Annotated in this window: 19 protein-coding genes, 1 other RNA gene and 1 riboswitch; of the genes, 5 read left to right on the top strand and 15 right to left on the bottom strand. The window is 68.3% G+C overall.

Going from position 1 to position 17688, the window contains the following annotated elements:
* Window positions 1-16 precede the first annotated feature (16 nt).
* The 5 genes from ftsL to rsmI all read right to left on the bottom strand — a co-directional run bounded on the left by ftsL (window position 17) and on the right by rsmI (window position 3582).
* A complete protein-coding gene (gene ftsL / locus ACYVGE_RS00970; protein WP_460726245.1) occupies window positions 17-283 on the bottom strand; it encodes a cell division protein FtsL in 267 nt (88 codons plus the stop codon).
* The gene (gene rsmH / locus ACYVGE_RS00965) at window positions 280-1197 is read right to left on the bottom strand and encodes a 16S rRNA (cytosine(1402)-N(4))-methyltransferase RsmH (RefSeq protein ID WP_460726243.1); all 918 of its coding nucleotides are present in this window, start codon (window positions 1195-1197) and stop codon (window positions 280-282) included. The genes ftsL and rsmH overlap by 4 nt, the downstream gene beginning before the upstream one ends.
* Before the next feature lie 47 nt (window positions 1198-1244).
* Window positions 1245-1691 carry a division/cell wall cluster transcriptional repressor MraZ gene (gene mraZ / locus ACYVGE_RS00960; RefSeq protein ID WP_310050797.1) on the bottom strand — a complete coding sequence of 149 codons (447 nt, stop codon included), beginning with the start codon at window positions 1689-1691 and terminating at the stop codon, window positions 1245-1247.
* Window positions 1692-2232: 541 nt separating this feature from the next.
* An RNA gene (gene rnpB, locus ACYVGE_RS00955) (RNase P RNA component class A) lies at window positions 2233-2581 on the bottom strand.
* Between the two features lie 176 nt (window positions 2582-2757).
* Window positions 2758-3582 (bottom strand): 16S rRNA (cytidine(1402)-2'-O)-methyltransferase, encoded by an 825-nt coding sequence (gene rsmI / locus ACYVGE_RS00950; protein WP_460726241.1) that lies wholly within the window; start codon window positions 3580-3582, stop codon window positions 2758-2760.
* Between the two features lie 60 nt (window positions 3583-3642).
* Here rsmI and ACYVGE_RS00945 point away from each other — a divergent pair, with 60 nt between their 5' ends.
* The 5 genes from ACYVGE_RS00945 (at window position 3643) to ACYVGE_RS00925 (ending at window position 9031) form a co-directional block, all read left to right on the top strand.
* On the top strand, window positions 3643-5037 hold the full coding sequence (locus ACYVGE_RS00945; RefSeq protein ID WP_460726239.1) for a penicillin-binding protein activator: 1395 nt from the start codon (window positions 3643-3645) through the stop codon (window positions 5035-5037).
* Window positions 5038-5114: 77 nt separating this feature from the next.
* Window positions 5115-5513 (top strand): YraN family protein, encoded by a 399-nt coding sequence (locus ACYVGE_RS00940; RefSeq protein ID WP_460726237.1) that lies wholly within the window; start codon window positions 5115-5117, stop codon window positions 5511-5513.
* A gap of 47 nt (window positions 5514-5560) precedes the next feature.
* Window positions 5561-6979 carry an FAD-binding oxidoreductase gene (locus ACYVGE_RS00935; RefSeq protein WP_460726235.1) on the top strand — a complete coding sequence of 473 codons (1419 nt, stop codon included), beginning with the start codon at window positions 5561-5563 and terminating at the stop codon, window positions 6977-6979.
* Window positions 6980-7153: 174 nt separating this feature from the next.
* Window positions 7154-7867 carry a hypothetical protein gene (locus tag ACYVGE_RS00930; protein ID WP_460726233.1) on the top strand — a complete coding sequence of 238 codons (714 nt, stop codon included), beginning with the start codon at window positions 7154-7156 and terminating at the stop codon, window positions 7865-7867.
* A gap of 132 nt (window positions 7868-7999) precedes the next feature.
* Window positions 8000-9031 carry a patatin-like phospholipase family protein gene (locus ACYVGE_RS00925; protein ID WP_460726231.1) on the top strand — a complete coding sequence of 344 codons (1032 nt, stop codon included), beginning with the start codon at window positions 8000-8002 and terminating at the stop codon, window positions 9029-9031.
* A gap of 47 nt (window positions 9032-9078) precedes the next feature.
* Here the strand turns inward: ACYVGE_RS00925 and thiL are convergent, their stop codons facing one another.
* From thiL to glyA, 10 genes are all read right to left on the bottom strand, one after another.
* Window positions 9079-10047, bottom strand: a complete 969-nt coding sequence (gene thiL, locus ACYVGE_RS00920; RefSeq protein ID WP_460726229.1) for a thiamine-phosphate kinase — start codon at window positions 10045-10047, stop codon at window positions 9079-9081.
* 29 nt (window positions 10048-10076) lie between these two features.
* Complete coding sequence (gene nusB, locus ACYVGE_RS00915) at window positions 10077-10538, bottom strand: transcription antitermination factor NusB (protein WP_310050777.1); 462 nt, start codon at window positions 10536-10538, stop codon at window positions 10077-10079.
* Entirely contained in the window at window positions 10535-11002 is a 468-nt protein-coding gene (gene ribH / locus ACYVGE_RS00910) for a 6,7-dimethyl-8-ribityllumazine synthase (RefSeq protein WP_457095415.1), read from the bottom strand. The genes nusB and ribH overlap by 4 nt, the downstream gene beginning before the upstream one ends.
* A gap of 73 nt (window positions 11003-11075) precedes the next feature.
* The gene (ribB, locus tag ACYVGE_RS00905; protein ID WP_460726227.1) at window positions 11076-12203 is read right to left on the bottom strand and encodes a 3,4-dihydroxy-2-butanone-4-phosphate synthase; all 1128 of its coding nucleotides are present in this window, start codon (window positions 12201-12203) and stop codon (window positions 11076-11078) included.
* A gap of 124 nt (window positions 12204-12327) precedes the next feature.
* Entirely contained in the window at window positions 12328-12933 is a 606-nt protein-coding gene (locus ACYVGE_RS00900) for a riboflavin synthase (protein ID WP_460726225.1), read from the bottom strand.
* Between the two features lie 157 nt (window positions 12934-13090).
* Window positions 13091-13251: riboswitch (FMN riboswitch) on the bottom strand.
* 137 nt (window positions 13252-13388) lie between these two features.
* Window positions 13389-14150 carry a class I SAM-dependent methyltransferase gene (locus ACYVGE_RS00895; RefSeq protein WP_460726223.1) on the bottom strand — a complete coding sequence of 254 codons (762 nt, stop codon included), beginning with the start codon at window positions 14148-14150 and terminating at the stop codon, window positions 13389-13391.
* The gene (gene ribD / locus ACYVGE_RS00890) at window positions 14147-15250 is read right to left on the bottom strand and encodes a bifunctional diaminohydroxyphosphoribosylaminopyrimidine deaminase/5-amino-6-(5-phosphoribosylamino)uracil reductase RibD (protein ID WP_460726221.1); all 1104 of its coding nucleotides are present in this window, start codon (window positions 15248-15250) and stop codon (window positions 14147-14149) included. Before ribD ends, ACYVGE_RS00895 begins: the two co-directional genes overlap by 4 nt.
* 17 nt (window positions 15251-15267) lie before the next feature.
* Entirely contained in the window at window positions 15268-15708 is a 441-nt protein-coding gene (locus ACYVGE_RS00885; protein ID WP_460726219.1) for a hypothetical protein, read from the bottom strand.
* Window positions 15705-16223 carry a transcriptional regulator NrdR gene (nrdR, locus tag ACYVGE_RS00880; protein WP_457095410.1) on the bottom strand — a complete coding sequence of 173 codons (519 nt, stop codon included), beginning with the start codon at window positions 16221-16223 and terminating at the stop codon, window positions 15705-15707. The genes ACYVGE_RS00885 and nrdR overlap by 4 nt, the downstream gene beginning before the upstream one ends.
* A 32-nt stretch (window positions 16224-16255) precedes the next feature.
* Window positions 16256-17521 carry a serine hydroxymethyltransferase gene (glyA, locus tag ACYVGE_RS00875; RefSeq protein WP_460726217.1) on the bottom strand — a complete coding sequence of 422 codons (1266 nt, stop codon included), beginning with the start codon at window positions 17519-17521 and terminating at the stop codon, window positions 16256-16258.
* Between the last annotated feature and the right edge of the window lie 167 nt (window positions 17522-17688).

The raw sequence follows: 17688 nt of genomic DNA, 5'->3' as shown, positions 1-17688 counted from the left end.
CTCGGTGTGAACGCGCTCATGGCCTGATCACCACGGTTTCGGCGCCTTCGGGAAATTTCATGCCAAGCCGGTCGCGGGCGACCTGATCGATGCGATTGCTCTCGGCCCAGGTGGCCTGCTCCAGTTGCAGGCGACCGAACTCGATATTGAGCTCATCACGCGCTTTTTCCAGCCGCGTGGCCTGCACGAACAACTGGCGGTGCTGGTGGCGCGCCAGGACGACCGCGAGCGCGGAGGCCAGGCTCGCCACGACCAGCACGGTGAGCAGGAGGCGCCAGGTCATGCGGCCTCCGCGAGCTTTTCGGCCACGCGCAGGACGGCACTGCGGGAGCGCGGGTTGGCGGCGATCTCGGCCGAGTCGGCCTTGCGCGCAGCGCCAATCGCCATGAGCGTCGGCGTGAAGGCGACTTCCACCGGCATGCGGCGGTTGGCGGGCGGCGCCTTGGCGTGGCGGGCGATGAACTGCTTGACGATGCGATCTTCCAGCGAATGGAAGCTGATCACGGCGAGGCGACCGCCCGGCTTGAGGCGTGCAAGGGCGGCGTCCAGGCCGGCTTCGAGGTCCGCGAGCTCGCGATTGATGAAGATGCGGATGCCCTGGAAGCTGCGGGTCGCGGGATGGATCTTCTGCTCGCCGCGCGGCACGACCGACGCGATGAGGTCGGCCAGTTGCGCCGTGCGCAGCAGCGGTTGTTCCACGCGCCGCGCGACGATGGCGCGCGCGATGCGGCGGCTCATGCGCTCCTCGCCATAGGTCCACAGCACGTCGGCGATGTCCTTCTCGGACGCGCTTGCGAGCCACTGCGCGGCGCTGTCGCCGGTCTCGGGGTCCATGCGCATGTCGAGCGGACCGTCCTTGCCGAAACTGAAGCCGCGCTCGGCGACATCCAGCTGCGGCGACGACACACCGAGGTCGAGCAGCACGCCATCGAGGCCGGCCGCGGTCGCATCCCACTGCGCAAGTTCGGCGAAGCTGCCGCGGAAGATCGCCACGCGCGCATCCGCGCCGAACTCGCGTTCAGCCACGGCGATCGCTTCGGGATCCTTGTCCATCAGCAGCAGCCGACCCCCGGCCCCCAGTAGTTGCAGCACGCCGCGCGCATGGCCGCCGCGCCCGAACGTGCCGTCCAGATACGTTCCATCCGCCTTGACCTGCAGGCCTTCCAGGCACTGCGCGTACATCACCGGTACGTGCATGACGGGAAGGTGGCCGGACGTCCCTTCCCGTCCGCTGCCACCGGCCGTCACAGCTGCAGCTCGAGCAGTTCGTCGCTCAGATCGTCGTCGGTCACCGTCTGACGGATCTGGGCGTGGTGCGCCTGCTCGCTCCACAACTCGAATTTCTCGCCCATGCCCAGCAGCACCGCCTTCTTCTCGATCGCCACCGCCGCGCGATGGCTGGCGGGAATGCTGATGCGGCCGTTGCCGTCGAGTTCGACGAACTCGGCGGCACCGACCAGCTTCAGCTGCATCGAGCGATTGACCTTCTTCGCCTTGGGCAGGGCGTTGACCTGGTCGCGCACGCGCTCCCAGACCGCCAGCGGGTACAGCCAGAGGGAACCGGATTCGAAGGGGTTGTAGGTGATGACCAGGCGGTTGCCGCACTCACGCGCGACGAGGTCACGGTAGGCGGTGGGCACCGCCAGCCGGCCCTTGTCGTCGATCGTAATGGCGGTCTCGCCCTGGAACATTCGCCTGCCTTGCCGCGTTTTCCGCCTCTTCGGGCGGCTTTGGGGTCACCTTCGCATGGAAAAACCACAAAAAACCCGGTTTTCCCTCCGATGCCCACCTTAGCATCGCGCTAGGGCTTGTCAACGCTTTTCTGGAGGCAATTTCACTTTGCGTTTCAATGGCTTGCAGCGAACTTCAGAGTCTTTATGAACAGTTGTTCCCTAAGCTTTGTTTCGTCTCATTTTTTGAGATGGAAGGGCACCTGAAATTGGGGAAACCACCCAAGCGGCAAAGCCCGTCGCCAATGCTGCGCTGCAACACGTGATGAGTGAATCGCCATGGCCGGTCAGCCTCGAGCGGGCAAGCAGGGCCTTCATGAAGTCGGGTTGGCGAAATAGTCGCCACAATGCAGATCGCACCGATCCATCTGGAGAAAAGCCCCCTTGGTAAGGGGGCGCGGCGACAGCCGCGGGGATTGGAAGGACATAGTGGGCCCACGATTTTTATTCGCGCGCGAATAAAAATCGTGGGCCGCCCTTTTCATCGCGGAGCGATGAAAAGGGGCGGAGCCGGCCTGTAAGCCGGGTTCTGTCGTGGACAGTCATTCCTCTAGGCGCATCGTCACCGATACGCTCAAGCAACCTACCCGGAGACACCGCGGGCCGCGGCATTGCCTCCCTATTTGGTCTTGCTCCCGGTGGGGTTTGCCGTGCCGGCCTGTTACCAGGCTCGCGGTGCGCTCTTACCGCACCATTTCACCCTTGCCTGATCTCCGAAGAGCCATCGGCGGTATCTTTCTGTTGCACTTTCCGTCGACTCGCGCCGCCCAGGCGTTACCTGGCACCGTGCCCTGTGGAGCCCGGACTTTCCTCGGCATCCTTTCGAATGACGCGACTGTCCGGCCGACTCCGCCGTGGCGCATTCTACGGCTTCGCCTTCGAATACCCCAAAGTTTGCTGTGCAAACTTCGGGCTACGCACTTCCAATCCCCGCCCCTTCGGGGCGCCCCCTTACCAAGGGGGCTTCACCACCCAGACATTTCCGGCACTGATTGGACCAGCGCACGGGAATCGAAGCTGCTGGGAGCTACTCGCCGCCGTACAGGGCTTTGCGTGGGGCGCCGCTGAGTTCGGCCGCCAACTTCGCGGCCTGGGAAGGCTTCAGGTATTCGCTGAGCTTCGCGTACAGGCGCTGGCCCTCGGCGATCTTCGCGTCGGCATCGTCACCCACGCCTTCGACGATCACCACGAACTCGCCCTTGCGCTGATCGGCTTCGGTGGCAACGCGCAGGTGCAGCGCCGACAGCGGGCCATCCAGGACGGTTTCGAACAGCTTGGTCAACTCCCTCGCGACCACGGCACGGCGCGACGCGCCCAGGACAGTCGCCATGTCGGCCAGTGTTTCTTCGATGCGGTGCGCCGATTCGTAGAACATCAGCGTGCGTGTCTCGCTCGCCAGCCGCGCCAGCCGCTCGCGCCGCGCCGCGGCTTTCACCGGCAGGAAGCCTTCGAACACGAAGCGATCGCTGGGCAGGCCCGCCACGCTCAACGCGGCGATCGCCGCACACGCGCCCGGTACCGGCGACACGCGTACGCCCGCGGCCCGCGCCGCGCTGACCAGGCGGAAACCGGGATCGCTCACCAGCGGCGTCCCCGCGTCGGACACCAGCGCCAGCGAGTCGCCCGCAAGCAGGCGCGCCACCAGTTGCGCCGCCTGTGCATCCTCGTTGTGCTGGTGCAGCGCCAGCAGTGGGCGCTCCAGGCCGAAATGGGACAGCAGTTGCCGCGTATGCCGGGTGTCCTCGGCGCAGACGGCGGCGACATTACGCAGCGTGTCGAGCGCGCGCGGTGAAAGGTCGCCAAGGTTGCCTATCGGCGTCGCGACGACATGAAGGGTGCCGGGAGTGTGCATCGTGAGGAAATCAGCGGGACGGTTAGAATCCTACCCGGTCCCCCAAGGAAAGCCGCGCCGATGCCCCTGCCGATGCCCTCGCCCGCCCGCCCATGGCCCGTTGTTGCCCGGGCGCTGGCCGCATCGTTGCTGCTGGCCACGCTGGCCGGCTGCAGCTCGATGCAGACCACGGGAGGCGCGCCGGCCGGTCGCGGACCGCGCAGTGAAGCGATGGTCCAGGCCGATGCGCTGGCGCGGCAGGCCATGGCACAGGGCGGTGCCGAGCGTGCGCAGACGGACAAGCAGATCGAGACGCTGCTGGCCGCGCTCGACGACCCCACGCTGCAGCGCGAAGCCGCTGCGTTGCCCGCGGGTGACCCGCTGTACAACTACGCCGGCCGCGCGCTGCTGCGTCGTGGCCTGCCGCTACCGCGTCCGTTCGATCGCACTGCGTGGAAGTTCGATGCCGGCAACCGGCCGCCCGCCGAAAGCGACGGCTATCGCCCGCCAATGAAGCTGGCCGTGCTGCTGCCGTTGTCGGGCAATCTCGCCACGGCCGCGGCACCTGTGCGCGACGGTCTCCTGACCGGCTATTACGGTGAAACGCGCCGCCGTCCAGAGGTCAGCTTCTACGACACCTCCACCGGCGCGTCCGCCGCGTACGACCGCGCCGTGTCCGAGGGCAACGATTTCGTCGTCGGCCCGCTCGGCCGCGATGAAGTCGGCACGCTGTTCAACCGCGCCACCCTGCCGGTGCCGGTACTCGCGCTCAACCGCAGCCAACTGCTGCCACCGCCTGGCAATGCGAGCTTCTCGCTGTCGCCGGAGGACGAAGGCATCGCCGCCGCCGATTACCTGGTCGAACGCGGTGCACACCGCGTGCTCGTGGTCAGCGCCGAAGACGACACGCAACGCCGCGCCGTCACCTCGCTGCGCGAACGCCTGGCCGAACGCGGCGGCACCATCACCGACGTCGCAAGCGAGGGCGTCGCCGACTTCGCGCCATTCGCGGCCAAGGAAGGCGGTGTCGACGCGGTGTTCCTCGCCGTCAAGGGCACCGCGGCACGCCAGCTGATGCCGCGCCTCGCCCTGGCGGGCTTGGCCGGCAAGCCGCGCGTGGCGACGTCGCAACTGCTGTCCGGCACCGGCAAGCCCGAGGACGATCGCGTGCTCGACGGCATCGCCTTCCCCAGCGAAAGCTGGACCACGCGCGGGGCGCGTGGCCTGCCGTCGCCCGCGAGCGCAGCGGCGATGCTGCCGAATGCGAAAGGTCCGGCGGCGCGCCTGTTCGCCTTCGGTTTCGACGCCTGGCTGATCACCGCCTACCTCGAGCGCCTGGCCACCTCGTCCGAAGGCATCAATGGCGCTACCGGCGTCCTGCGCATCGACGGCTTCGGCAATGTGCAGCGCACGCCGGCCTGGTCGACCTTCAGCAGCGGCATCGCGGTGCCGCTGGCGGACGCGGCGCGGCGCTGATCTCAACAGCGACGTCTCGACAGGCGCGTCTCAACAGGCGACGTCTCGACAGGCGACACGCGATACGCGACCGGCTTATGGACAAGCCAATCCCACAGCGACGTACCACCGGTGCATCGGTCGAGGCCGCCGCGCTCGCCTATCTGACCCGCGCGGGGCTGCGCGAAGTCGCGACGAATGCCAACTACCGCTTCGGCGAACTCGACCTCGTCATGTTCGACACCGGCACGGGCGCCGAGCCGACGCTCGTTTTCGTCGAAGTCCGCTACCGCCGCGACCCGCGCTTCGGTGGCGGTGCGGCCTCGGTGGATGCGAACAAGCGCCGCAAGCTCGTGCGTGCCGCGCAGGCTTTCCTCGCCGCACATCCGCGCCTCGCCAACGCCGCCTGCCGCTTCGACGTGGTCGAAGCCGACGGCGATCCGCGTTCGCCGCGGCTGCACTGGCTGCGCGACGCGTTCCGTGCCGATGACTGTTGATTCGCCCCTGCCGCCATGATCGCGGGCGTGGCGGATAATCAGCCGGCATGAATGCCCTGCCTGCCGAGCTGCATCGCGAACTCGCCGACCTGCTCGGCGAACGCGGCTGGCTCACCGATCCGGGCGAACGCCTCGCCTACGCCTACGACAACTCGCGCCGCGAATCGCTGCCCGACGCGGTCGCCCTGCCGGTCGCGCGCGAACAGGTACAGGCGCTCGTGCGCGCCTGTTTCCGCCATCGCGTCCCGGTGATCGCGCGTGGTCGCGGCACCAATACCACCGGCGCATCGGTGCCGGTGCAGGGCGGCGTGGTGGTGTCGTTCGAACGCATGGACCACATCCTCGAGGTGCGACCGGGTGATCGCTGCGCGGTGGTCGAACCCGGCGTGCTCAATGGCGACCTGCAAGCCGTCCTGCAGGGGCACGGCCTGTTCTGGCCGCCCGACCCCACCAGCGCCGCGTTCAGCACTGTCGGCGGCAACCTGGCCTGCAATGCAGGCGGACCGCGCGCGGTGAAATACGGCGCGAGCCGCGACAACGTACTGGCGCTGACCGCCGTCACCGGCACGGGCGAGCTGATCCAGTGCGGCACCGCGACGACCAAGGGGGCGACCGGCTACGACCTGCAGCGCCTGCTCGTGGGCAGCGAGGGCACCCTGGCGCTGATCGTGGAAGCCACCCTCAAACTCACGCCACTGCCCCCGCAACGGCGTGTGATACGGGCGCTGTATCGCGATGTCGCGTCGGCCGCGCAGGCCGTGGCGCGGCTGATGGCACAGCCGGTAACGCCATCGATGCTGGAATTCATGGATGGCGACTGCGTGCGGCTGGCGCGCGACGTCCTTCGACAGGCTCAGGATGAGCGGAATGCAGGCCTACCCCACGATGCCGGGGCCTTGCTGATGATCGAAGCCGACGGCGATGCGGAAACTCTGCCGCATGCCATCGAGGCCCTGATGCGCGTGGCCGAAGGCGAAGGCCTGGTCTCGCTCGATGATGCCGCCGACGAAGCGGCGCGTGAAAGGCTCTGGGCCGCGCGCAAGGCGTTGTCGCCGGCATTGCGCACGCTCGCTCCGGGCAAGATCAACGAAGACGTTGTCGTTCCGGTCTCACGCATCCCGCAACTGGTCCAGGGCGTACGCGACCTCGCGTCGGAGTTCGCGCTGCCCATCGTCAGCTTCGGCCATGCGGGCAACGGCAACCTGCACGTCAACATCCTCTTCGACCCCGCCGACGCCGGCCAGAACGGACGGGCGCAGGCCGCTCTCGCCCGCGTGTTCGCGCTGACGTTGTCGCTGGGCGGCACCCTGTCGGGCGAACACGGCATCGGCCTGGCCAAGCGCGAGTTCATGCCGCAGGCGATCGATCCGGCGACGCTCGCCCTGATGCGCCAAGTCAAGGCCGCGTTCGATCCCGCCGGCATCCTCAATCCCGGCAAGCTGCTGCCGCGCCCCGACCAAATCTAGGCGATGAATTTCATCGAAGCCGCCGCAGCGGCTGGCTCGGGCAAACCACGAGCTTTGCGCTTCCAGCCACTTTTAAGTGGCATGTGCAGCCTCGGCAGCGACACCGCCTTGCGCTATCGTGAATGCACTGGACCTGGGAAATGAAAGGCAATGTCGATCCACCGGGTCGTTTGCATGAAATGGGGCGACAAGTTCGCCGCGGATGACGTCAACCGCCTGTACCGCAGGGTGCGCAGCCACCTCGAAGGCGACCTGCGGATGCTGTGCTTCACCGACGACGCGCGCGGTATCGATCCCGAAGTGGAATGCCATCCCCTGCCTGCCGTACCGGTGGTCGGGGACCGCCACGATCGGGGCTGGCGCAAGCTCGGCCTGTTCGGAGCGGAGCTGGCCGCGCTGCTCGAGGGGCCCGTCCTGTACCTCGATCTCGACATCGCCATCGTGCAGCGACTGGAACCGTTCTTCGATTGGCCCGGCAAGTTCCTGATCATCAAGGACTACAAGCCACTGCGTTACCGCCATCGTTTCAGCGGCAACTCATCCGTGATCCGATTCCATGCCGGCGCCCACCAGGGACTGATCGCGGAACTGCTGCAGCGGGGCGCGCGCATCCGCGAGGATTTCCGCGACGAACAGGAATTCGTTTCGGACTACATGCGCCGCCAGGGAGTCCTGCAGTACTGGCCGTCCGGCTGGTGCGCCAGCTTCAAGCACGACTGCGTGCGGCCGCTTCCTCTGGGACTGTGGCAAGAGCCGCAGTTGCCTGACGGGGCCAAGGTGCTGGTCTTCCACGGGCGCCCCAAGCCCGACGAAGCGATCATCGGGATCGGCTCGAAGTGGTATCGGCCGTTGCGGCCGGCCCCGTGGCTGCGGCGCTACCTGGATTGAGGCCGGCACGGCTCGCCAAGGCCCGCCGTCCGCGCCCGCCAGCACACTCCCTGATGACCGGATGCGACCCAGGTAGGCGAAATACCGCCACGCCGACGCTATCCTGCGCGCCTCGCGTTCCTGCCCGTTGCCATGCCCACCCGCGTCCGCCTGCTGTCCTCCCTCGCTACTTTTTCGCTGACTCTCCTGCTGGCCGCCTGCGCCAGCGGCGGTGACGCCCTGCCCACGCCCGAACCCGTGGCGCCCAAGCCCATCCCGGCGCCGGTGAAACCGATCCGCGTCGGCATCGCGCTCGGCGGCGGCGCGGCCAAGGGCTTCGCCCACATCGGCGTGATCAAGATGATCGAAGCCAACGGCATCCGCATCGATGTCGTGTCCGGCACCAGCGCGGGCAGCGTGGTCGGCGCGCTCTACGCCAGCGGCATGGATGCGTTCCAGATGCAGAAGACGGCGTTCGGCCTCGACGAAACGCAGATCCGCGACGTCAGCCTGTTCTCCGGCGGTGTGGTGAAGGGCCAGAAGCTGCAGGACTACGTCAACCAGCTGGTTGGCGGGCGCCCGATCGAGCGCATGAAGAAACCCTTCGCCGCGGTGTCGACGCAGCTGGAAACGGGCGAGCGCACCGTGTTCGTGCGCGGCAACACCGGCCAGGCGGTGCGCGCGTCCAGCAGCATTCCCGGCGTGTTCGAACCCGTCGTGATCGGCCAGATGCATTACGTCGACGGCGGCGTGGTCAGCCCGGTCCCGGTCGACGCGGCGCGCCAACTCGGCGCCGACTTCGTCATCGCCGTGGACATCTCCACCAAGGCCAGCGGCAAGAATCCCGGCAGCCTGCTCGGCACGGTGAACCAGTCGATCACGATCATGGGGCAGAAACTCGGCCAGCAGGAATTGGCGCGCGCCAACGTGATCATCCGTCCGGGCGTCAGCGACATCGGTCCGGCCGACTTCGAGCAACGCAACAACGCGATCCTCGAGGGCGAGCGCGCCGCGCTGGCGGTCATGCCGCAGATCCGCGCGCAGCTGGCCAGGCTGCGTGCCGAACGCGAGGCGGCGGCGCGGCCGCCCGTTCCGGTCACGGCGCCCGTGGAAGCATGCAAGGAAGGCCGCCTGGGCCGCCTGTTCGGCGACAAGTGCGACGACGGCAAGGGCGCGAAGCAGTAGCGCTAATTAGTAGCGCCAATCAGTAGCGCGACTGCGCTTCGTCCGCCTCAGGCGAAGTGGACGAACCCCGTAGTCGGCCCGGACCACTCGCTGCCATCGGCGCGCAGCGCGCGGACGCCGCGCCCGGCGACGATGCGGCCGATGCGCATGATCGGCGTGCGCGTTTCGATCGCGATGTCCTCGACGGCATAGCGCATCGCCGGGGGCGCGGTGAAACACAGTTCGTAGTCGTCGCCGCCCGTGGCCTGCGCCGCCAGCCGGCGTTGCGCATCGAACGCGGCGATGAGCTGCGGCGAAGCCGGCAAGGATTCCAGTTCGACCTCGCCGCCCACTTCGCTGGCGACGCAGATGTGCTGCAGGTCCGCGAGCAGTCCATCCGAGATGTCGATGCACGCATGCGCGACGGCGCCGAGGCGCATGCCCACGGCTACGCGCGGCGTGGGACGGTCGAGGCGCGCGCGCAGGGCCGGATCGACCAACGCGCCACCCCGCCATTGCAGCAACGCGGCCGCTGCTTCGCCGAGCGTTCCCGTCACCCAGACATCGTCGCCGACGCAGGCACCGCCGCGGCGCAGGGCGCGCCCCGGTGCGACGAAGCCGTGCACGGTGACGCTGACCGACAACGGTCCGCGCGTGGTGTCGCCACCGATCAGCGCGATCCGATGCTGCGTGGCGAGTTCGAGGAATCCATCCAGGAACGCGTCCACCCACTCCATGTCGCCCGCCGGCAGCGACAACGACAGCGTGCACCACGCGGGTTCGGCGCCCATGGCGGCGAGATCGGACAGGTTCACCGCCAGCGCCTTCCAGCCGATGTCGGCCGGCGCGGTGTTGTCGGGAAAATGGATGCCGCGGTTGAGGGTATCCGCCGCGATCACCAGCTGCTTGCCAGCGGGGACCTGCACGATGGCGGCATCGTCGCCGATACCGAGGACCACGTCGTCGCGGACCGCGGCGCGGCGGCGGATGCGCTCGATCAGGTCGAACTCGGCGGCGACACGGGATCGTTCGGTCACGATGCGCTCCAGCGCGCCACCGGCTGTGTTCAGCGCGGCCGCGCGGCCTGCACTTCCACCGGACGCCACGCCACGGCGGCATGGTCGAGCACGCCGTTGACGTAGGTGTGGCCGTGCTCGGAGCCGAAGCGTTTCACGGTCTCGATCGCCTCGTTGATCACCACGCGATACGGCACGTCGCGGCGTTCGCGCAGTTCGTATGCTGCGATGCGCAGCACGGCGCGTTCGATCGGATCGACCTGCTCGATGTCGCGATCGAGGAACGGCGCGAGGGCGACGTCCAGCTCCTCGCAATGCTTGTCGACGCCGAGCACGAGGTCCTCGAAATACTCCAGGTCGGCAACTTCGTGCGCCTGCTCGTGGGCGAACTGTGCGATCACCTCGCGCGCGCTGGCGCCGGACATCTGCCAGGCGTACACGGCCTGCAGCGCGCGACGGCGCGAGCGCGAGCGCGCAACGGGATCGATGCCATCGGAACGGCGACGGTTCATGCGAGTTGCTCCAGCAGTTGCGCCATTTCCAGGACCACCAGTGCGGCCTCCTCGCCCTTGTTGCCGTGGCTGCCACCGGCACGGGCCTCGGCATCCTGGAAGCGGTCGACGGCGAGCACGCCGTTGGCCACCGGAATGCCATGGTCGAGGGCGACGCGCATCAGGCCGTCGGAACAGCCATCGGCGACCTGCTCGTAATGGCGGGTATCGCCGCGCACCACGCAACCCAGCGCCACGATCGCGGCATGCGAGCCCTTGCGCGCCAGGCTCGCGGCGGCGAGCGGCAGCTCCCATGCGCCCGGCACGCGGATCACGTCCACCGCATCCTCGGCGACGCCATGGTCGGCGAAGGTGCGGCGTGCACCGGCGACCAGCGCATCGGTGATGCGCGGATTCCAGCGGCTGGCGATGATCGCGAAGCGGGCGCCGGGGGCGGCACGCATATCGCCTTCGTAATGGGGCATGGGCGGGGGTCTCGAAGGGGGGCGCAGTTTACCGCGTCGTGGGGGCCGGGGCCGTCTGCGGTCCCGCGGCCGTTCAGTGCGGCGGTTCGACGTACTCGACCACCTCCAGGCCGAAACCGGCGAGGCCGACCTGCCGGCGCGGCGTGCCCAGCACGCGCAGCTTGCCCAGGCCCAGGTCGGCCAGGATCTGCGCGCCGGCGCCGTTGCGCCGCCACTCCGCCAGTGCGTGGCCGCGGCTGGGGCGTTGCGCCGGCTCCTCGTGGGAAGCCGCTTCAGGATGCGCACGGACGCGGGCGAGCAGTGCGTCGGCATCGGCATGGTCGCCCAGCAGCACCAGCGCACCGCGGCCTTCGCGCGCGATCGCGGCGAGCACGTCGCCCACGGCGGGTCCGAAGTCGGTGCGGCGCCAGTGCAAAGCGTCGGCCAGCGGGTTCTGCACGTGCACGCGCACCAGCGTCGGCGTCGCCGCGTCGACATTGCCGCGCACCAGCGCGAAGTGCAGGCCGTGGCTGAGGCGGTCGCGATAGCTCACCAGGCGGAAGCCGCCGTGTTCGGTGTCGATGTCGCGTTCGTCGACGCGCTCGATCGTGTGCTCGGTGGCGAGGCGGTAGCGGATCAGGTCCTCGATCGAGCCCATCTTCAGGCCGTGCTCGCGGGCGAACGCTTCCAGCTGCGGCCGGCGTGCCATCGAGCCGTCGGGATTGAGGATCTCCACCAGCACGCCCGCCGGCTCCATGCCCGCTAGCAGGGCGAGATCGCTCGCGGCCTCGGTATGCCCGGCGCGGTTGAGCACACCGCCGGGCTGCGCCATCAGCGGGAAGATGTGGCCGGGCTGGCTCAGGTCGGCGGCGCTCGCGTCGGGACGGACCGCGGTGCGCACGGTGTGCGCGCGGTCGTAGGCGGAAATGCCGGTGGTCACGCCCTCGGCCGCCTCGATCGAGACGGTGAAGTTGGTGTGGTGCGGCGAGGTGTTGTCGCGGACCATCGGCGGCAAGCCGAGCTGCTTGCAGCGCTCGCGCGTGAGCGACAGGCACACCAGGCCGCGCGCGTGCGTGACCATGAAGTTGATGTCCTGCGGACGCACCAGTTCGGCGGCCATGATCAGGTCGCCTTCGTTCTCGCGGTCCTCGTCGTCGACGATCACGACCATGCGGCCGGCGCGGATTTCTTCGAGCAGTTCGGGGATGGGGGAAAAGGACATGGTTTTCTGCCTCGGCGTCATTTCTTGCTCGTCACTCCGGCGCACGCCGGGGTCCAGCGGTTGCCCTTGCACGTTGAGGTCAAAGGCTGGATCCCGGCGTACGCCGGGATGACGAAGTGGTTGTTCAGTTGTTGTCGCTACGACCTGTCAGCAATCGCTCGACATAACGCGCGACCAGATCGATCTCGAGATTGACCGTATCGCCGACGCGGGTCTGCGCGAAGGCGGTATGGGAAACGGTGTGCGGGATCAACGCGACCTCGAACCCGTCCGCGTCGACTTCGTTGACGGTGAGGCTGACGCCGTCGACGCAGATCGATCCCTTCTTCGCGACGTAGCGCAGCAGCGCCGCGGGGGCGGCGAAGCGCCAGCGCTGCGCGCGGGCGTCCTCGACGATCGCCAGCACGCGGCCGACGCCATCGACGTGGCCACTGACCAGATGGCCGCCGAGGCGGTCGGTCGGACGCATCGCGCGCTCGAGATTGACCGGCGCGCCGACCTGCAGCCTGCCCAGGGTGGTGAGCGATAGCGTTTCGTTGGAGGCATCGGCCGCGAACGAGCCGGCATCGAATTCGACCACGGTGAGGCACACGCCATTGACGGCGATGCTTTCGCCAGGCTGCACGGCCTCGAAGGGAAGCGTTCCTACTTCTACGCGCAGGCGGACATCGCCGCCACGCGCCTCGAGGACCGCTATCCGGCCGACGCCTTCGATGATGCCGGTGAACATCAGCGCACCTCCGGGACGGAGGCGGCAGGGGCGTCGAACCGGGACGCATGGATCTGGAACTGGGACATGTGAACGTTTCCCGCAGGTAGCTGGCGAACCAGCTGGCGAAAAGCGTCCCCAAGGCATGAGGCACGCGCACGGCTTGGCGCCATGCGGTAGCCGTCTTCTTTCATCCGGACTGTGACCGTCGGCTCCGGCATCGGACCGGATCTGCTGACCCTCCGGTGCACTGGAGGCGCTCGCGGGCTCGTGCGTGCGGTCCGTGGGACCGTCGCACCTACCGCCGGTGGGGAATTGCACCCCGCCCTGAAGACGTTACAAGTTGTGGTGCCGGCGGACCGGCGGCGCATTCTAACACCCGGGTTTCCGGGCTCCGGGCCGCTGTGGGTGCCGGAATTGGAACGCTGCGTCGGGGACCCTCGTGGAATCAGGTCCGAAGCGGATTCGCGACCGCCCTACGGCTTCCTGCGCAGGTGCAGGAACAGCGGCCAGCGGATCGTGCGCAGCTCTTCGGCTTCGCCCCAGGCCGCGGCCAGCGCGGGCGCATGCCGCGCCACCGGGTCTGCGCCGGTATCGGCACGGCACCGCGCCGTTGCCGACATGCTCGAGAGATAACGCAGGAAATGCGGCAGGGTCCACTCCGCCTCCAGCCACAGGGGCGGCGCGGGCAAGGCGGGGAACCGCCAGGCGAAGCCGGCGTAGTGCGTATCGACCAGCACGCGCTCGGGCGGCCAGTACGGATCGATCAGGGCGCGGAAATCTTCCACGGCCTCGACCATCCCCTCGGGCGCGATGAAGTCGCCATAGCCCCACGCCGCCAGCAGGCCGCCGGGTGCGAGCACGCGGTCGCATTCGGCAAAGAACGCGTCGCGGTCGAACCAGTGCAACGCCTGCGCGACCGCGACCAGTTGCACGCTCGCGTCGGCCAATGTCGTGCGCTCGCCGGGTTCGACGGCAACGCTGACGTTGGCCGCGCCCGAGTGCGCCCAATGCTGGGCGATCTGCTGTGCACTCGGATCGGTCGCATGCACATGGGCGAAGCGCATCGCCAGCCCGCGCGTAGCCTGGCCGCTGCCGCAGCCGGGCTCCCACACCCTCGCCTCGCGCGGAACGCACGCGGCGATGAGGTCGAACAGTTCGTCGGCATATTCCGGGCGCGATGCCGCGTACGCGTCGGCGACGCCGGAGAAGTGGTCCTTGAAGCCCGGCGTGGTCACGCCGTGCCCGCGTCCGCCGGCTCGGGACGCAACAGCAGGCGCACGTCATTGCCGATGCGGCGCGATTCCACGATCGACAGGTTCAGGCGCTGGGTCATCTCATCGATATGCAGGCCGTCGAACAACGGCCGCGCGCGATCGCCCAGAATCACCGGAGCGACGTACAACAAGATCTCGTCGACCAGGCCCTGGGCGAGGAAGGCACCGGCCAAGGTCGCACCGGCTTCGATCTGCACTTCATTGATCTCGCGCGCCGCCAGCAGTTTGAGGACTGCCTCGAGGTCGAAGCGGCCTTCATGCACGGGGGCCGCCGCGGTCTGGGCATCGATGCCGCGCGGCGGCTTGGCGTCTGGCGCATGCACGTACAAGGTGGGTGCATCGCCCTCGCGCACGCGGCCGCGGGCGATCGTCGCCAACCCCGGGTCCAGCACCACGCGCAGCGGCGGGACGAAGGCGGCACCGTCGTCGAGTCGCACGGTGAGGCTGGGATCGTCGATCAGCACGGTGCCGGCGCCGGTGAGGATCGCGCCCGCCCGCGCACGCCAGCGCTGCACGTCCTGGCGCGAAGCCTCGCCGCTGATCCACTTCGATTCGCCGCTGGCGAGCGCGCTGCGGCCGTCCAGGCTGGTCGCAAGTTTCACCCGCAGCCAAGGCCGGCCGCGCTCGATGCGCGACAGCCAGCCGCGATTGAGCGCGCGTGCCTGCGCCTCCATCAGGCCGCCTTCCACCGCGATGCCCGCGGCCTGCAGCGTCTTGAATCCTTCCCCGTCGACCTGCGGGAACGGATCGCGCATCGCCGCGACCACGCGCGCCACGCCCGCGGCGACCAGCGCATTGGCGCAAGGCCCCGTCTTGCCGACGTGCGCACAGGGTTCGAGCGTGACGTAGACGGTCGCGCCCTTGGCCCGCTCGCCCGCCGCCTGCAGCGCCAGGACTTCCGCATGCGGCTCGCCGGCCCTGGCATGGAAGCCCTCGCCCACCACTTCATCGCCTTGCGTGATCACGCAGCCGACCATGGGATTGGGCCGGGTGGTATAGGCGCCGCGTTCGGCGAGCCGCAGCGCGCGGGCCATCATCAGATGATCGGTGGAACTGAACATGCCTGTCTCTCGTTTGTCTATTCGGCGACGTAGCGGCCGCGCTCGGCACCGTCTTCCCACGGCCACGCGGGCACGAGGTCCTTGCCGTCGACGCGCAACTGCATGCGCTTGAATGCCAGCCGCGAATAATCCGGCGGCGAACGGAAATCATCCGGCACCAGCACGACCCGATCGCCTTCGCGATGCCAGCGGCCCTTGGCGAGCAGATCCAGCGCGCCATAGCTGAAATACCACTGGAACTGGCCATCGCCGCCCAGCATCAGCTCGGAGCCGGTCTCCATCACGCCCTGCAGGTAGTAGTGCCCCGACAGGGCGGGCTCACTGGCCACGGCCGTCACGGGCTCCTGCTGCGCTTTCGCGGTCTGCGCTTTCGCGGTCTGCGCTTTCGCTGTCTGCGCCTGCACCACCCACGGCACCAGCAGTGCACAGAGGAGTAGCCAGGCGCGCAGCGGGTTCACCGCTTGCGGCTCTTGGTCGGTGGTGGTTCGTCTTCGATGAGCGCCAGCTGGCCTTCGGTGGCGTTGTCGTGTTCGAGGCGGTCGAGCACCTCGCGGAAATCGGCGACGTCCTCGAAGGCGCGATACACCGAGGCGAAGCGCACATAAGCCACGTGGTCGAGCTTGCGCAGTTCCGCCATCACGTATTCACCGACCCGGCGCGAATCCAGCTCACGCTCGGCGGTCATGCGCAGGTGGTGGACCACGGCGCGCACGGCGGCCTCGATCTGTTCCTCCGATACCGGCCGCTTCTGCAGCGCGCGGTCGAAACCGGAGCGCAGCTTGCGCGCATCGAACGCCTCGCGGCGGCCGTCGCTCTTGATGATCAGCGGCAACTTCAGCTCGATGGTTTCCAGCGTGCTGAAACGCTCGCCGCAAGCTTCGCAGACGCGACGACGGCGGATGGTGGCGCCGTCGTCGGACACGCGCGAATCGATCACGCGGGTGTCGAGGTGCTGGCAGAAAGGACAATGCATCGGGTGGCGATCTCCTTTCCGGTGTCGTCAGTTCAACCGTAGACGGGGAACTGCTTGCACTGCTTGGTCACGTTCTCGCGCACCCCGGCGATGACCTTGTCGTCGTTCGGGTGGTCGAGCACGTCGCAGATCCAGTTGGCCAGCGCGACGCAGTCGGCTTCCTTGTAGCCGCGCGTGGTGACCGCCGGGGTACCGATGCGCAGGCCCGAGGTGACGAACGGCTTCTGCGGATCGTTGGGTACCGCGTTCTTGTTCACCGTGATGTGGGCGCGGCCGAGCGCGGCTTCCGCGTCCTTGCCGGTGATGCCCTTGCCGATCATGTCGACCAGCATCAGGTGGTTCTGCGTGCCGCCGGAGACGATCTTGTAGCCGCGGGAAATGATCGTCTTGGCCATCGCCTGCGCGTTCTTCACCACCTGCTGCTGGTAGGCGGTGAATTCGGGCTCCAGCGCTTCCTTGAACGCGACCGCCTTGGCGGCGATCACGTGCATCAGCGGACCGCCCTGGATGCCGGGGAACACGATCGACTGCAGCTTCTTCTCGATCTCGGCGTCGGCCTTGGCCACGATGATGCCGCCGCGCGGGCCGCGCAGGGTCTTGTGCGTGGTCGAGGTGACGACGTGGGCGTGCGGCACCGGGTTCGGGTACACGCCGGCGGCGATCAGGCCGGCGACGTGGGCCATGTCCACGAACAGGTACGCGCCGACCTTGTCGGCGATGGCGCGGAAGCGCGCCCAGTCGATGACCTGCGAGTAGGCGGAGAAGCCGGCGACGACCATCTTCGGCTTGTGCTCGACGGCGAGGCGCTCGACTTCGTCGTAGTCGATCAGGCCCTGCTCGTTGACGCCGTACTGGACGGCGTTGAAGAGTTTTCCGGAGATGTTGACCTTGGCGCCGTGGGTCAGGTGGCCGCCGTGCGCGAGCGACATGCCGAGGATGGTGTCGCCCGGATTCAGCAACGCGAAATACACGGCCTGGTTGGCCTGCGAACCCGAATGCGGCTGCACGTTGGCGTACATCCCTTCCGTGGAGCCTGCGCCGAACAGCTGCTTGCAGCGGTCGATCGCCAGCTGCTCGGCGATGTCGACGTATTCGCAGCCGCCGTAGTAGCGCTTGCCCGGATAGCCTTCGGCGTACTTGTTGGTGAGCTGGCTGCCCTGCGCCTCCATCACGCGCGGGCTGGCGTAGTTCTCCGACGCGATGAGCTCGACGTGGTCTTCCTGGCGGCGGTTCTCGTTGGCAATGGCCTGGGCGAGTTCGGGGTCGAAACCTTCGATACGGGCGTCACGCGGGAACATCGGCTCTCCGGCGGGGTGGTAAGAGGGGAAGAGGCGGCAAGTTTACCCGGCCGGTCGCCTCCCAAGGGCGAAGCGGCCGGTCCGGCCCGCTATAATTGCCCGATCCCGATTCTCCCCGGCCCTGCCCTGCGCAGGTCGCCGCCGCCTGCCCCCGCGGCGCCCCTCCA

Source organism: Lysobacter rhizosphaerae, from assembly GCF_054779795.1.
Note: the sequence above shows the minus strand (reverse complement) of the source record. Positions and strands in the feature narration are given on the sequence as shown.